Consider the following 13,032-nt stretch of genomic DNA (forward strand, 5'->3'; position numbering starts at 1 on the left):
GGGTTATAGCTAAGAGCGTCTATTTTCGAATAGCCTATAGCGAAGTGTTCTTTAGTGCCGAACCTGACATAGACGACTATAGGCAGTACTATATAAGATGTTGCACCGGATTCAGCCGGACGCGGTACTACCAGGCCCAGAACGACAATGATGACAGCCGATAACTCAAAAGCGTTTAATTCGAACTTACAACAGTACTATTTTCGCACCCTAATGTGTTTTGCCACTGGCGGCACTCTGGCAGCGATGATGGACTGGAAAGCCGTTAATTGGGTTTATATCGCAGCCATTGTTTTTTTACTCGGCTATGCCTACGGCAGCTACGCCTACACCAACCGCCAGGAAGGCGAAACCCAAATCAAAGCGCAGCGCTGGTTCTCCTACGCCGATGCGGCCATTATCGGCATTATCCTCAACCTGATTAACTTTTCTCTGCTACCCAGCATCTTGTTCTTGGCGATGATTCAATTCAACGCTCTGCTCCACGGTGGTTTGCGGCGCTGGCTGGAAGACAACACCGCGCTGGCCTGTGGCGTGGGCTTAAGCTTGCTGGTCCACAAGCCACAACTGATTTTTAACAGCAGCTTTCAAATCAGTGCGGTCAGCCTTATCGGTATTCTGACCTATTTTTTGGCTTATGCGCTTTATATGCATCAGCGCTTTCACCGTTTAAAGCTAAACAGCGAGAAATTACTCAACGAGCAAAAGTGGCATAAGATTCGTGCCTACAAGCTATCTCGCTATTTAGCCCCCGCTGTATGGCAAGCAGTCAACCAAGGGCGCGACGAAACCCTGCAGGCCGAACGCAAAAAGATCACCGTATTCTTTTCCGATATTAAAGACTTCAGTCAGCTGTCAGAAGAAATGGAGGCGGAAGCTCTCACCGAGCTTCTCAACCAGTACCTGACCGAAATGACCAAAATCGTCGCCCATTTTGGCGGCACTATCGATAAATTCATGGGCGATGCGGTTATGGTGCTGTTTGGTGATAGCACCAGCAAAGGGGTGAAAGATGACTGCCTGCGCTGCGTGCACATGGCCATTGCCATGAAAAAACGCATGAAATCACTTCAGCTAGAATGGTGGAACCAGGGCATTAAAAAACCTTTGCAGATTCGCATGGGCATCAATACCGGCTTTTGCACCGTGGGCACCTTTGGCACCTCAAGCCATCTGGACTACACCGTTCTCGGAACCCACGTGAACCTGGCCAGCCGCCTGGAATCAGCGGCCGACCCGGACGAAATTTTAATTTCCCACGAAACCTGGTCGCTGGTGAAAGACTCGGTACTGTGCCGCGATAAAGGGGAAATTACCGTTAAGGGCTTTAGCGCCCCGGTGAAGGTTTATCAGGTGGCCGGGCTTCGCAAAGATATGGGGCGCAACCAAACCTACTTCGAAGACCGCACCGAAGGCTTCTCAATGTACCTGGACCTGGATAAGGTCAAAAATTACGATAAAGATCGGGTAATCACCGCCCTGAAAAAAGCCGCCGACAAGCTCAACGACAAAATTATTGTCTAACCAGTCTTACCCGGGGCGCACTACCCGCCTCGCTACTGCGATAGGGGTTAATATCCAAGCCACCGCGCCGCGTGTAGCGTGCGTAAACCTCAAGTTTTTGGGGCCTGCAGCGGGCCATCAAGTCGCAGTAGATGCGCTCGACACAGTGCTCGTGAAAGTCCTGATGCTCGCGGAACGAGACGATATAGCGCAGCAAACCCGCAGGATCAATCTCGGCGCCGGTATAGCGAACCCAAACACTGGCCCAATCAGGCTGCCCCGTTACCGGGCAATTGGACTTTAACAGATCACTCTTCCAGCTGCGGCTGACCTCTTGCTCACTGCGCAGAGTTAACAAGCTCGAATTCGGCTGGTACTGACTCACCTCAATCTCTTGCTCATCCAGGCTTTGGGCCGCACTGAAAACCCCGGCGCTCACCGCGAACCCCGAGCCTAACGAAAACACCCGAACATCCACCCGAGCACCGGCGGCGGCGGATAAATCCCGCGCGATCAGCGCCTCCACCTCTGCCCGCGATTCAAATCGCGTCTGATTAAACGAGTTTAAATACAACTTAATAGATTTAGATTCGACGATATGAGGGCTCTGACAGGGCAGCACGAACTCTAGCAAAGCCACCTGGGGCAAGCCTTTGGGGTTTAACCAAGATAGCTCGTAGCCGGTCCAGACGTCCTCACCCATAAAGGGAAGCGCATCGCCCGACAAGCCTAAAAGCGAGCGCGAGTCGGCGCGGGCGATAGGAAACAACAGCGACGCGTCATACTCCGACACATAGGCAGAGGTTTTACCCAGAGGGCTATTGCTGATAGTCGCCATACAGATACCTTTTAATACCTAACCCTTAATTTTCTACGACCCACTAAGCGCGCAGGCGTTTACCGGATTTTAATAAGTGCAAACCCACCGCAAACAGCACCCCGGTAAAAAGTATTAACCCGATAAAAGCGTAGACAACATACTCCCCCCCGGCACCCAGCATGCCGTAGCGAAAAGCGCTTACCATATGCAAGATGGGATTCAACTGCGACACGCCCTGCCAAAAGTCGGGCAATAAATTAATGGAGTAAAACACCCCGCCCAGATAGGTAAGTGGCGTGAGAATAAATGTCGGCACAATCGAAATATCGTCAAAGGTGTTGGCGTAAACGGCATTAATAAAACCCGCCAGCGAGAAAAACAGCGAGGTTAAAATAATAATACTCACGGTCAGCGGCCAACTGTGCACCTGAATATCCGTAAAGAACAAGGCCACCGCCGTCACTAAAACGCCCACCATCAGGCCGCGGGCCATACCTCCGGCGCAATAACCCAGCAAAATAATTACATTGGGTGTGGGCGAAACCAACAACTCTTCAATCGAGCGCTGAAACTTGGCACTGAAAAACGACGACACCACATTGGAATATGAGTTGGTCAGTACCGACATCATAATTAAACCTGGCACCACAAACTGCATATAACTAATGCCGTCCATGGTTCCCACGCGCGAACCGATTAATTTACCGAAAATCACAAAATACAGTGACATGGTGATCACCGGCGGCAAAAGGGTCTGCACCCAGATGCGCGAGAATCGCTTTATTTCTTTGCGCACAATGGTGCTGAGCGCAACCCACTGAGCATTAATTTCCATGAGATACCTCCGCACGACTACTGGCAACCAGCGAGACAAACAACTCTTCCAGACGGTTGGCTTTATTGCGCATACTCACAATCTCATACCCTTGGCGGGTCAGCTCGGCAAACAAGTGGTTCAAACTCTGCCCCTTCTCTACCTCGACTTCAAAGGAATGCTCATCAATCCACTGCACATCGTGCCCTTCAAGCGTTGGCGCGCTCTGCAAATCACCGGCGACATCAAAAATAAACACCTCTTTATTTAAGCGCTTAAGTAAAGACTTCATGCTGGTGTTCTGAACTATTTCACCGTGGTCAATAATCGCCACATTGCGGCACAGGCTCTCGGCCTCTTCCAGGTAGTGGGTGGTGAGAATAATGGTCGTGCCTTCGGCGTTGATTTCGCGCAAAAACTCCCACATGGAGCGGCGCAGCTCAATATCCACACCGGCGGTGGGCTCGTCCAGAATCAAAACTCGCGGTTCATGCACCAACGCCCGGGCAATCATCAAGCGCCTTTTCATGCCGCCCGACAGCATACGGGCGGGCGTATCGCGCTTGTCCCACAACCCGAGTTTGCGCAGGTATTTATCCGCGCGCTCGGCCGCCTGGGCGCGGGGCATGCCGTAGTAACCACCCTGCTGCAGCACAATATCGCGGACTTTTTCAAACTGGCTGAAGTTAAACTCCTGCGGCACAATACCCAGCTCTTGCTTGGCAGCGGAGAAGTCGGTATCGATGTCGTGACCAAACACCTTTACCTCGCCCGAGGTTTTGCGCACCAGCGAGCAAATAATCCCAATAGTGGTGGACTTGCCTGCGCCGTTAGGCCCCAGCACCGCAAAAAAATCTCCGGCCTGCACCTCGAGGGAAACCCCTTTAAGCGCCTCAAAATTATTGCCGTAAGTTTTGCGCAGATTTTTTATCGAGAGCGCAGCTGTCATAATGACCCCTGAATTACCCACATTAACTGTGGCTTAACAAACATTTTGGAGAGAAGATGTCACTCACCCCGGCCGAAACCCAATACCGCGACGTTCAACGGCAACTGCTGGCACGCTTTATTCAAGCGGCGCAGCAACAACCGCCGTTTATTGACGATGACTGCGACGCCGAGTCACTGCACTATTTAAAGCAGCTTGAGTCCCTCCCTCAGCTAACGGGTACTGAATACGCCGAAACTGGCCAATGGGTTGTATGCCGCACCATTGCTGCCTACGCCCACCTGGTCCCTCTGCTGCCGCGCGACCTGCTGTGGCACTTTGGCGGCGACTGCTTACACTACATGCCCGACGAAGAAATCGATAAGTTCCAGCGCCTGGATGAACGGTTACATGAGGCCATTGGCAACGGACAAGATTTTAACTACGAGCAGGAGCGAGCAAAAATACTGGGCTTGCATTAAAGCCGCGAGAGTATAGCAGCTGAACGCTGAACAGTTTGGCGCTCGGCGCGGCCCCATTAAAGAAGCAAACGGGAAAATTCAGCCGCTTAAACCAAAAAAGGGCCAGCGCAAGCGCTGACCCTTTGAATTTGGAGCGGAAAAGGAGGCTCGAACTCCCGACCCCAACCTTGGCAAGGTTGTGCTCTACCAACTGAGCTATTTCCGCAATGGCGTCCCCTAGGGGAGTCGAACCCCTGTTACCGCCGTGAAAGGGCGGTGTCCTAGGCCTCTAGACGAAGGGGACTTAGGACTTAACCTATAACCTCTTTTAACATTGACACTACCTGCCCCAAAAAGGGGAAAGTGGAGCGGAAAAGGAGGCTCGAACTCCCGACCCCAACCTTGGCAAGGTTGTGCTCTACCAACTGAGCTATTTCCGCAATGGCGTCCCCTAGGGGAGTCGAACCCCTGTTACCGCCGTGAAAGGGCGGTGTCCTAGGCCTCTAGACGAAGGGGACAGCGTCTCGTCAAAAGAGGGGCGCATTCTAAGTACAGCTTGGCCACCTGTCAACACTTTCCGCTGTATTTTTTTAATGAGGCTAAACAACAACTTACAGCCGCTCAAGTAATCGCCAAAACGGCTAATGGGCAATCAACAGACAGGGTGCTGAGCCCCACACCCGTCGCGACCGGGCTGCAATAATAGCAAAAATGCTATACTCTCAAGGCTTTATACGCCAAACGGAATCTAATAATGACGCCCGTATATCTGATTGCCGGCCTGATTATTCTGCTTACAGCCCTGGCCTGCTACGTCTTTATTAGTCAGCACCTGACTAAAAAGCGCAAACAACAGCAGCGTGTGCTCAATGCCCTGCAAAAACGCCAACAACTGTTTAAACAACTGGTGGCCGGTTTTCCTCCCGGCTACCTCACCACTGAGCTCAATCAGTTTCTATACCGATCGCTGCTCAACAACTGCGAACAGCTGGCCAAACTGGCCCCCAAAGAAGATTACGATCAGCAGTTTCAGCACTACAGTAAGCAATTAGAAACTCAGCAAGCGTCTCTTTCAGGCAAAGTAAAGTTGGCCCCAGAGCAGCTCAACCAGGTACGCCCTCTACTGCAAGAACTGGGACGCTACATCGCCAGCCAAGCCGAAAAGAACCGCCTTGCCCCACCCCAAGCAGCCACTTATAGCCAGCAAATTCGCCGTCTGCTTCTGCAAAGCACCATTGAAAATTACAGCCAGCAAGCGAAACAGGCACTAAACGATCAAAAGCCCCGCCTGGCCATCCATTACTACACCTTGGCTCGTAAGCTTTTATTAAAAGAGGCGTCGCGGCAAAACGTGAAAAAGCAGGTCGAGCAGCTGAGCGCGATCATCAACAAGCTTGAAGCGCAGCAACCCGAACTCGCGGGCGGCACCGCCGCCGAGGCCGAAGACGAAGAACAAACCCGCAAGCAGTGGGAAGCGTTTGAAGAATCCGAAGACTGGAAGAAAAAACAGATTTACGATTGATCCTTATCAGCCAAATCGATAGACGCTGAGTTAATGCAGTAGCGCAGCCCAGTGGGTGCCGGACCATCGGGAAACACATGCCCCAAGTGGCTGCCGCAACGCTTGCACAACACCTCGGTGCGTCGCATACCGTGGCTGCTGTCAAAGGCCTCTGCTACCGCCTGCTCATTGGCGGGCGCGTAAAAGCTGGGCCAACCGCACCCGGCATCAAACTTGGTATCCGACGCAAACAATTTTTCGCCGCAGGCGCGACATAAATACTCGCCCTCGCGAAACACATCCCAGTACTCTCCGGTAAAGGGCCGCTCGGTGCCTTTTTCCCGCAGCACATGGTATTGCTCGGGGGACAAACGCTCGCGAAAGTATTGTTCGGTAAACTTATCGGATTCAGACATAACGATTTCCTTGACACAGGCGCCCGGCAAACCGGATGATTACCGGTTTCCAAACTAAAAAGCCTCACCCTCGGCGCCACATTCAATATTGGCAAGGCAGTTTACTGTAAATGAAGACGATTCAAAAATCCGACAAACTCAACGGCGTATGCTACGACATACGCGGGCCCGTGCTAGAGCACGCCTACCGGTTAGAAGAAGAAGGCCACCGCATTCTCAAACTGAACATCGGTAACCCCGCCGCCTTCGGTTTTGCCGCCCCGGATGAAATTATTCAAGACGTTATTTACAACCTGCCCAACGCCGAGGGCTATGTGGCCTCGCGCGGCCTGTTTGCCGCGCGCAAAGCGATTATGCAAGAGTGCCAAAAACTGCGCATTCCCAATGTGGATATCGACGATATTTACCTGGGTAATGGCGTCAGCGAATTAATTGTCATGTCCATGCAGGCGCTGCTGAACAATGGCGATGAAATGCTGATTCCCGCCCCCGACTACCCGCTGTGGACCGCCGCGGTCAACCTCGCGGGTGGTAAAGCTGTGCACTACTTGTGCGACGAGCAATCGGACTGGTACCCGGATATTGACGACATTAAGTCGAAAATTACCGACAAAACCCGGGGCCTGGTGCTGATCAACCCCAACAATCCTACCGGGGCGGTCTACAGCCAAGAGATTCTCGAGCAGCTGGTAAAACTGGCCGAAGAAAAAGGCCTGATTATTTTTGCCGACGAGATTTACAGCAAGATTCTCTATGACGACACCGAGTTTGTCCCCCTGGGGCGGCTGGTGCGCGACACCTTGTGCATTAGCTTTAACGGCTTGTCCAAGTCTTACCGGCTGGCGGGTTTTCGCGCCGGCTGGATGATTGTGAGCGGTGCCAAGCACAAGGCCAAAAACTACCTTGAGGGCATTGAGATGCTCGCCTCAATGCGGTTGTGCGCCAATGTGCCCGCCATGTACGCCGTACAGACAGCGCTGGGTGGTTATCAGAGCATTAACGAGCTGATTATCCCCGGCGGCCGCCTGCGCGATCAGCGAGATGCGGCGCTGGCGGCGCTGGCGGAATTACCTGGCGTGAGCTGCGTCAAACCCAAAGGGGCCATGTACTTATTCCCCAAGATCGACCTCAATCGCCACAAGATCAAAGACGATCAGCAGATGGTACTGGACTTTTTAATTCAGGAAAAAATCCTATTAGTTCAGGGCACAGCTTTTAACTGGCCCGATCGGGACCATTTGCGAATTGTCTTTTTGCCCCGCGAGGACGAGCTAACCCGCGCCATTGAGCGCTTGGGCGAATTTTTGGAACGCTACACACAGTAAGGGAGCGGGCATGGCCGATATCCATATCAGCGATTTTCACAAAGACGCCGCCCGCGCGCTCAACATGCTATACAGCAGTTTTCCGCGCAAGCTGACGATGTTTGTGGAAGATATTGCCGGACCCGACGCGCCGGATGAGTTCGGCCTGCACAGCCCCCGTCATATGGCGTGTTTGTCCTGCTTAATGTGGTTGGCGGACGAAGGCTATATTCGCTATGAGGACACCGTGCGCCAGGAGGCGGTGGACCAGGCCACTCTCACCCACAAGGGCTTTACCCTACTAAGCGCCTTAATTAGCTGTCGCTCGCGACTCGCTAATCACGCTACCCAGATTAACGCTCAACTTGAGCCGGTGTTAGAGCAAAGCGACATTGAGGGGGATTTTGCCCCTGCCATCGACTTGGTCAGAGCCGCGCTGCGCGGCGGCTCGTCCAACGCCGTGGACGCAATTATGCAGATCCTGTTGAATCGCTAAAGCCTGGCCCCGGGTAGTTATAGTGCAAGAGTTTTAGCTGGCGCTCGGGCTGGGCGTCGGGAAAGTCCGGGGAGCCCGGCAAGCGCTGAACAAATCGCGCTTCGGGGCACTCAGCAGCAAACAGCTCGCTCATAAACTCGGGGCCGAGCTCGGGAGCATTTAAACAGGCCAGCACCTCTCCACCTTCGGTCATTAGCTCGGGCACACGGCGCAGCAACTTGGCGTAGTCCCGGGTGGCCACAAAACTCCCCTTTTGGAAGCTGGGCGGATCGAAAATCACAATATCATAGGGGCCGGGGCGGCGAATCCGACTCCAGGACTTTAAGATTTGCTCGGGCAAAAACTGGCTGCGGGCTTTGTCCAGACCATTCAAATGGTGATTGTCTCGCCCGCGCCCCAGGGCCGACTTGCTCATATCCACGTTCACCACTTTGGTCGCACCGGCGGCCACCGCCACCACCGAAAACGCGCAGGTGTAGGCGAACAGATTGAGCACGCGCTTATCTTTCGCATGGGACTCTAACCACTGACGTCCCGGCTCCATATCCAGAAAAAAACCGGGGTTCTGCTGCCCCTGAAGGGCAAGTTTAAACACCAGCTCGCCCCGCCGGGCATACCAGGTCTCGGGCACTGAGCCCACCAGTTCGCGGGTGGGGGCCCCTTCGAGGTAGCGCTCTTGCAGCAGCACACAATTGGCCGCGCCCGCCAAAAGAGGCTGCAGCTCTGCCACCAGCTGGGCTACCACACCTTCCGATGGCTCGGCAAACAAGGTGATTAAAATGACCGGCTGGAAGTAATCCACCACCAGGGTTTCATAGCCCGGATAACATTGGCCCCGACCGTGAAACAGACGGCGGCTGTCCACCGCCGCATCGCGCTCAAAATCGGCCAATAAGCGTTCTATGCGCGCCTTATCGAGTATCACTAAATTTCTCCCACGGGGTAAATAACTTGCTGGCGGTAGCCGGTAGTGACAGGCAGTGCGCCGCTTAAGGCGCGATCGAGCGAGGGATTGTTGGTATCCACCAGCAGCGGCCTACCCTCTAGGGCTTTGAGTTTTTCCGGCGTAGCCACCAGCCAAATATTGTCGCGCCCGACCTGCTCGATAATATCCCACGCGATCTGCTGATTGCCGCGCCCGAAGATATGCCCCTGGCCGCCGATCGCAGTGACCATAATTCTGACCGGCCCAGCATGCGCCGCCAGAGCCTCGCGGATTTGTGCGGCGTTGACGTCCTTTTGCCGCAGCTGGTTGTCCAGCAGTAAATCCACCCCCAAAAGTGTGCCCTCGAGACCGAGCTGCTGCAAAATAACGTAGGTGGTGGAGCCCGGCCCGACCACATAAAGGGTTCCGGGGTCCAACTGCTCGATCACCCCGTCGGCGAGATCCAGCTGCGACAGTTCATCCACCTCGGCGCCGGCGTTTTTAACCTGCTGCAGGGCCTCGGGCACCTCGGGCACTAACAGCTCGCTGTAATGGCGAGCCCTGACCACTCCGCGCGCAAATGCCTGCTCGTCAATATCGCGCACTTCGCGCTCGATTAAAGGCGCCCAAAGCCCGTCGGCCAGGCGTTTTAACACCCGTCCGGCAGCCTCGGGACTGGTGGTGTAGACGCCCGAGTGAATTTTTACCCCGGCGGGCACCCCCAAACAGGGCACGGACAGGCCCACCGCATCGGCGATGTTGCGCGCCGTGCCGTCACCACCGGCCAACACCAGCAAGTCTATCCCCGCCGAGTGCATGGCCCGCGCCGCCCGAGCGGTATCCGCCGCCGTGCTTTGATCGGCTTGGGGAGCGCCCAGTATCTGTGGGTTAAAACCCAACTCGCGCAGCAAATTTGCACCCATGGAGCCGTCGAAAGCGAAAAAATCCAGTGTGTCCGAGTGCTCTTGCAAAGGCGCAAGCGCTCGAGCCATGCGCGCGGGAGCGTGGGGTTGCAGCCCACCGTGCCCGGCGCGTTCACGCACCAAAGCCAGATCGTCACTGCCTTTTAGTCCCAAGCTACCGCCCAGGCCCGCAAAAGGGTTAACAATAATGCCGAGTTTTAGCCGCGTCATACAAACGTCATACTTTAAGGTTAGGGTGGTCGCCAGATATGCGCTTTGCGCCTCTGTCAGTCATTTTCATTTGTTGAAATGAAATCCTAGGGCCGCTAGCGACTTCGCCAGCGGCTCTTTTTTTACCTTTCCCGCGACCTGATAATTGTGAAATTCGCGCCGGATGGCGTAGTGTTTGCGCAGCAAATCAAACCCCGCACCCAAATCGACTCCATGGTCCAAGTGCTGGCGGGCGAGTTTGCGCATGGCGCGGTCATCGTCTTCAATATCGTAAACTTGCGCCACTAAGTCACAGATCGCGGTCCAGTCGTCGCCCTCTAACTCGGCACTAAGGGTGTTATTAGCCACCTTGGGAGTCACCTGCGCCAGGCTGATCTGCTCGCTTAACCCGAAGTGACGGCAAAAGGCCTGATAAATCATCGAGGTGCCTGCCAATTTACCGTCAAAGCTGTAGCCGGCGATATGAGGTGAGCCCAGAGTGACCCTTTCGAGTAAGTCGGTGGAAAAATTGGGTTCTGTTTCCCAGACATCCAGCACCACCTGCAAGTCATCGCGCGCACGCAGTACCTGCAGCAGCGCCTGATTATCCACTACCGGCCCCCGCCCCGCGTTTAGCAGTACCGCCCCCGGGGGCAAGAGCTGGAGCTGCTCTTTACTTAGCAAATGCCGGCTGGGGTGAGGCCCGGAGGTGGTTAAAGGGGTGTGCATGCTGACAATATCCGCCTGCAGCACATCATCCAGCTCGGCCAAATCCGGGTTGTCGGCGGCGGTTAAAAACGGATCGTAGCAACGGCACTCTACCCCCTGGGCTTTAAGCGCCCGATAGAGCGCGCCGCCCACATTACCGCAGCCAATAATACCCACTGTGCGCTGGCGCCAGTCGATATTCATATAACAGAGCGCGGCGTAGACATACTCCACCACCGAATTGGCGTTACAGCCGGGCGCATTGGTAAAGGCAATATTCTGCTTGGTTAAATAATCCTGCTGCAGATGGTCCATGCCGATGGTGCAGGTACCCACAAACTTAACCTGAGAGCCCGCCAACAGAGCCTCATTAACCTTGGTGACCGAGCGCACCAAGAGCGCATCGGCATCGCGTACCTGCTCGGCGGTCATATTCCGCCCAGGCAAACGGACAATCTCGGCGTGGGGGGCAAAGAACTCTTCTACCAGGGGAATATTTTCGTCGGCGATGATTTTCATGCACTCAGTGTCCTGTATTCGTTGATTGTTCGGGCCCTGGCAATAAAGCTCGCGGGCCAGCCCATCGACCGACTAAACTCGGCAAAGGCCTCTAATTGGATGGGGCGCGCGACAAGCTCGCGTCGGTGATCGATTAATGGGACAGTATCCACCAGGGTCACCAGCTTCCGGGCCAGGAGGATTTGCGCCTGATAATCGATTAATTTTTGTCCTAAAGACCGGGCGCCGCGAATGGGATAAGACGCCACCGCTTCGGGATTTTGCAAAAGCGCGTCCAGACTGCCGGCAGCGGTTAGCAATGCGGCGGCGGTTTTTGGGCCCACGCCGGGCACACCGTCGATATCGTCAGAGCTGTCCCCCACCAGAGCCTGGAAATCGGCCATTTGTTCAGGGGGTACCCCAAAACGGCGTTCAATATCGTCCGGGTAGTGACGTTTATCGGCGCTGTAATCCCATAAAAAATCCTGAGGCCGGGCAATAATCTGGCTTAAGTCTTTATCGCGACTCAGCACGGCCACAGGCTCGGGGCCTGCGGCGCGGCAGACTCGCGACAAACTGGCCAACAAATCATCCGCCTCGTATTCCGCACTGGCAAAACTTGCCACCCCCAAAAGCTCGGTCACCTGGCGGCAGGCGTTTAACTGATAAGCCAGCGTCTCGTCGGGCAGCGCGCGCGAACTTTTATAAACAGGCGATAGCTGATGCCGAAACCCACTTTGTAAACTCTCGTCAAAGCAGGCCGCTACCCAGGGCGGGCTTTGCTCCTGCAATAATTTCAGCAAGAAACCCGTGTAGCCATAAGCCGCTTCGGTAGAAAAGCCTGTTTTAGCGCAAATCCAATTGGGCGGCAGGGAAAAATAATAGCGGAAAATATAGATGGAAGCGTCGATCAGACACACGGGGGCCGGGCTCAAAGACTCTCTCCCCGGAAATGCTGCTCATCCAGCAACCAGTTTCTATCTCGCTCAGGTCGATAATACTCCAGCAGCGCCTCAGCGAAGTTCCTCGCACGCGGGGCCAGCCCGTTATGACAGATAGCGATGGCCTGGTTAGCCACCGCCAGCTTAAACGCCCTGGAAGGGCCCAGGTTTTGCGTCAGGTTATCGGCACTGACTCTAAACCGCCAAGCAGCGGCGCGCGAAAAAATCCACTCCAGCGCCTGAGGCCGAGCCTCGACCCGCTCAAATTCCGCCTGCTGGTCGGCGCTGCGACCATCGGGAGCATACCAATAACCGTAATCCTCTTGGGCGCGACGCTGGGGGCCTGCCACACACCAGTGAGCCACCTCGTGCAGGGCGCTGGCGAAATAATTCTGGGTAAACGCTATTACTGCGGGTTGGTCACCCCGCGCCGGGGCATATAAAGGCTCGCTCGCGCCCCCACGCAACACGGTATTTTCGCTTGAGGCAAAGCAGCGATTAAATAGATGCTCCAAATCACGGCAATTATGGGTTATCTGTGGGGAAAAAGCGGTCAAAATCAGTAACTCGTTTAAACATTTACAAACTCTGGGGGTTTGCCAAGC

The 13,032-nt window shown here is 54.7% G+C and carries 14 protein-coding genes and 4 tRNA genes; 5 read left to right on the forward strand and 13 right to left on the reverse strand.

Annotation, left to right across the window (positions count from 1 at the left end; all coding sequences use genetic code 11):
- The first annotated feature begins 147 nt into the window (after positions 1 to 147).
- A complete protein-coding gene (locus M6D89_RS07555; protein ID WP_253967407.1) occupies positions 148 to 1,524 on the forward strand; it encodes an adenylate/guanylate cyclase domain-containing protein in 1,377 nt (458 codons plus the stop codon).
- Here the strand turns inward: M6D89_RS07555 and queF are convergent.
- From queF to M6D89_RS07570, 3 genes are read right to left on the reverse strand one after another with little or no spacing between them, the layout of a single operon-like run.
- Positions 1,514 to 2,341: an NADPH-dependent 7-cyano-7-deazaguanine reductase QueF gene (gene queF / locus M6D89_RS07560; RefSeq protein WP_253967408.1), complete on the reverse strand. Its 828-nt coding sequence runs from the start codon at positions 2,339 to 2,341 to the stop codon at positions 1,514 to 1,516. The genes M6D89_RS07555 and queF overlap by 11 nt on opposite strands.
- Positions 2,342 to 2,384: 43 nt before the next feature.
- Positions 2,385 to 3,158 carry an ABC transporter permease gene (locus tag M6D89_RS07565; RefSeq protein ID WP_253967409.1) on the reverse strand — a complete coding sequence of 258 codons (774 nt, stop codon included), beginning with the start codon at positions 3,156 to 3,158 and terminating at the stop codon, positions 2,385 to 2,387.
- The gene (locus tag M6D89_RS07570) at positions 3,148 to 4,086 is read right to left on the reverse strand and encodes an ABC transporter ATP-binding protein (RefSeq protein WP_253967410.1); all 939 of its coding nucleotides are present in this window, start codon (positions 4,084 to 4,086) and stop codon (positions 3,148 to 3,150) included. Before M6D89_RS07570 ends, M6D89_RS07565 begins: the two co-directional genes overlap by 11 nt.
- Before the next feature lie 56 nt (positions 4,087 to 4,142).
- Between M6D89_RS07570 and M6D89_RS07575 the strand changes: the two genes are divergently transcribed.
- Positions 4,143 to 4,547 (forward strand): PA2817 family protein, encoded by a 405-nt coding sequence (locus M6D89_RS07575; protein WP_253967411.1) that lies wholly within the window; start codon positions 4,143 to 4,145, stop codon positions 4,545 to 4,547.
- Positions 4,548 to 4,676: 129 nt separating this feature from the next.
- On the opposite strand, the gene M6D89_RS07580 is transcribed toward M6D89_RS07575, so the two are convergent.
- The 4 genes from M6D89_RS07580 to M6D89_RS07595 all read right to left on the reverse strand — a co-directional run bounded on the left by M6D89_RS07580 (position 4,677) and on the right by M6D89_RS07595 (position 5,044).
- Positions 4,677 to 4,752, reverse strand: a tRNA-Gly gene (locus M6D89_RS07580).
- Between the two features lie 2 nt (positions 4,753 to 4,754).
- Positions 4,755 to 4,830 (reverse strand) — tRNA-Glu (locus M6D89_RS07585).
- Between the two features lie 60 nt (positions 4,831 to 4,890).
- Positions 4,891 to 4,966: transfer RNA gene (locus M6D89_RS07590), tRNA-Gly, on the reverse strand.
- 2 nt (positions 4,967 to 4,968) lie between these two features.
- Positions 4,969 to 5,044: transfer RNA gene (locus M6D89_RS07595), tRNA-Glu, on the reverse strand.
- Positions 5,045 to 5,280: 236 nt separating this feature from the next.
- Between M6D89_RS07595 and M6D89_RS07600 the strand changes: the two genes are divergently transcribed.
- Positions 5,281 to 6,048 (forward strand): hypothetical protein, encoded by a 768-nt coding sequence (locus M6D89_RS07600; RefSeq protein WP_253967412.1) that lies wholly within the window; start codon positions 5,281 to 5,283, stop codon positions 6,046 to 6,048.
- Here the strand turns inward: M6D89_RS07600 and msrB are convergent.
- Positions 6,039 to 6,443, reverse strand: coding sequence for a peptide-methionine (R)-S-oxide reductase MsrB (gene msrB / locus M6D89_RS07605; RefSeq protein WP_253967413.1), 405 nt, complete (start codon positions 6,441 to 6,443; stop codon positions 6,039 to 6,041). The genes M6D89_RS07600 and msrB overlap by 10 nt on opposite strands.
- 110 nt (positions 6,444 to 6,553) lie before the next feature.
- On the opposite strand from msrB, the gene M6D89_RS07610 reads away from it, so the two are divergent.
- Together M6D89_RS07610 and M6D89_RS07615 are read left to right on the forward strand one after the other, a co-directional pair.
- On the forward strand, positions 6,554 to 7,768 hold the full coding sequence (locus tag M6D89_RS07610; protein ID WP_253967414.1) for a pyridoxal phosphate-dependent aminotransferase: 1,215 nt from the start codon (positions 6,554 to 6,556) through the stop codon (positions 7,766 to 7,768).
- Between the two features lie 10 nt (positions 7,769 to 7,778).
- Positions 7,779 to 8,243, forward strand: coding sequence for a hypothetical protein (locus tag M6D89_RS07615; RefSeq protein WP_253967415.1), 465 nt, complete (start codon positions 7,779 to 7,781; stop codon positions 8,241 to 8,243).
- Here the strand turns inward: M6D89_RS07615 and M6D89_RS07620 are convergent.
- From M6D89_RS07620 to M6D89_RS07640, 5 genes are all read right to left on the reverse strand, one after another.
- Positions 8,218 to 9,168 (reverse strand): class I SAM-dependent methyltransferase, encoded by a 951-nt coding sequence (locus M6D89_RS07620; RefSeq protein WP_253967416.1) that lies wholly within the window; start codon positions 9,166 to 9,168, stop codon positions 8,218 to 8,220. The genes M6D89_RS07615 and M6D89_RS07620 overlap by 26 nt on opposite strands.
- Positions 9,168 to 10,301: an ATP-NAD kinase family protein gene (locus M6D89_RS07625; RefSeq protein WP_253967417.1), complete on the reverse strand. Its 1,134-nt coding sequence runs from the start codon at positions 10,299 to 10,301 to the stop codon at positions 9,168 to 9,170. The genes M6D89_RS07620 and M6D89_RS07625 overlap by 1 nt, the downstream gene beginning before the upstream one ends.
- A gap of 66 nt (positions 10,302 to 10,367) precedes the next feature.
- Positions 10,368 to 11,507, reverse strand: a complete 1,140-nt coding sequence (locus tag M6D89_RS07630; RefSeq protein WP_253967418.1) for a 4-phosphoerythronate dehydrogenase — start codon at positions 11,505 to 11,507, stop codon at positions 10,368 to 10,370.
- Positions 11,504 to 12,421 carry a 5'-3' exonuclease gene (locus tag M6D89_RS07635; RefSeq protein ID WP_253967419.1) on the reverse strand — a complete coding sequence of 306 codons (918 nt, stop codon included), beginning with the start codon at positions 12,419 to 12,421 and terminating at the stop codon, positions 11,504 to 11,506. The genes M6D89_RS07630 and M6D89_RS07635 overlap by 4 nt, the downstream gene beginning before the upstream one ends.
- A complete protein-coding gene (locus tag M6D89_RS07640; protein ID WP_253967420.1) occupies positions 12,418 to 12,984 on the reverse strand; it encodes an elongation factor P hydroxylase in 567 nt (188 codons plus the stop codon). Before M6D89_RS07640 ends, M6D89_RS07635 begins: the two co-directional genes overlap by 4 nt.
- Between the last annotated feature and the right edge of the window lie 48 nt (positions 12,985 to 13,032).

The organism is Gilvimarinus xylanilyticus (genome assembly GCF_024195295.1).
In the GTDB taxonomy this organism is placed as follows: Bacteria; Pseudomonadota; Gammaproteobacteria; order Pseudomonadales; family Cellvibrionaceae; genus Gilvimarinus; species Gilvimarinus xylanilyticus.

Bases quoted from the DNA above. Each gene is read 5' to 3' on its own strand.
- M6D89_RS07555 (WP_253967407.1), top strand. From the start codon at position 148: ATGATGACAGCCGATAACTCAAAAGCGTTTAATTCGAACTTACAACAG.
- queF (WP_253967408.1), bottom strand. From the start codon at position 2,341: ATGGCGACTATCAGCAATAGCCCTCTGGGTAAAACCTCTGCCTATGTG.
- M6D89_RS07565 (WP_253967409.1), bottom strand. From the start codon at position 3,158: ATGGAAATTAATGCTCAGTGGGTTGCGCTCAGCACCATTGTGCGCAAA.
- M6D89_RS07570 (WP_253967410.1), bottom strand. From the start codon at position 4,086: ATGACAGCTGCGCTCTCGATAAAAAATCTGCGCAAAACTTACGGCAAT.
- M6D89_RS07575 (WP_253967411.1), top strand. From the start codon at position 4,143: ATGTCACTCACCCCGGCCGAAACCCAATACCGCGACGTTCAACGGCAA.
- M6D89_RS07600 (WP_253967412.1), top strand. From the start codon at position 5,281: ATGACGCCCGTATATCTGATTGCCGGCCTGATTATTCTGCTTACAGCC.
- msrB (WP_253967413.1), bottom strand. From the start codon at position 6,443: ATGTCTGAATCCGATAAGTTTACCGAACAATACTTTCGCGAGCGTTTG.
- M6D89_RS07610 (WP_253967414.1), top strand. From the start codon at position 6,554: ATGAAGACGATTCAAAAATCCGACAAACTCAACGGCGTATGCTACGAC.
- M6D89_RS07615 (WP_253967415.1), top strand. From the start codon at position 7,779: ATGGCCGATATCCATATCAGCGATTTTCACAAAGACGCCGCCCGCGCG.
- M6D89_RS07625 (WP_253967417.1), bottom strand. From the start codon at position 10,301: ATGACGCGGCTAAAACTCGGCATTATTGTTAACCCTTTTGCGGGCCTG.
- M6D89_RS07630 (WP_253967418.1), bottom strand. From the start codon at position 11,507: ATGAAAATCATCGCCGACGAAAATATTCCCCTGGTAGAAGAGTTCTTT.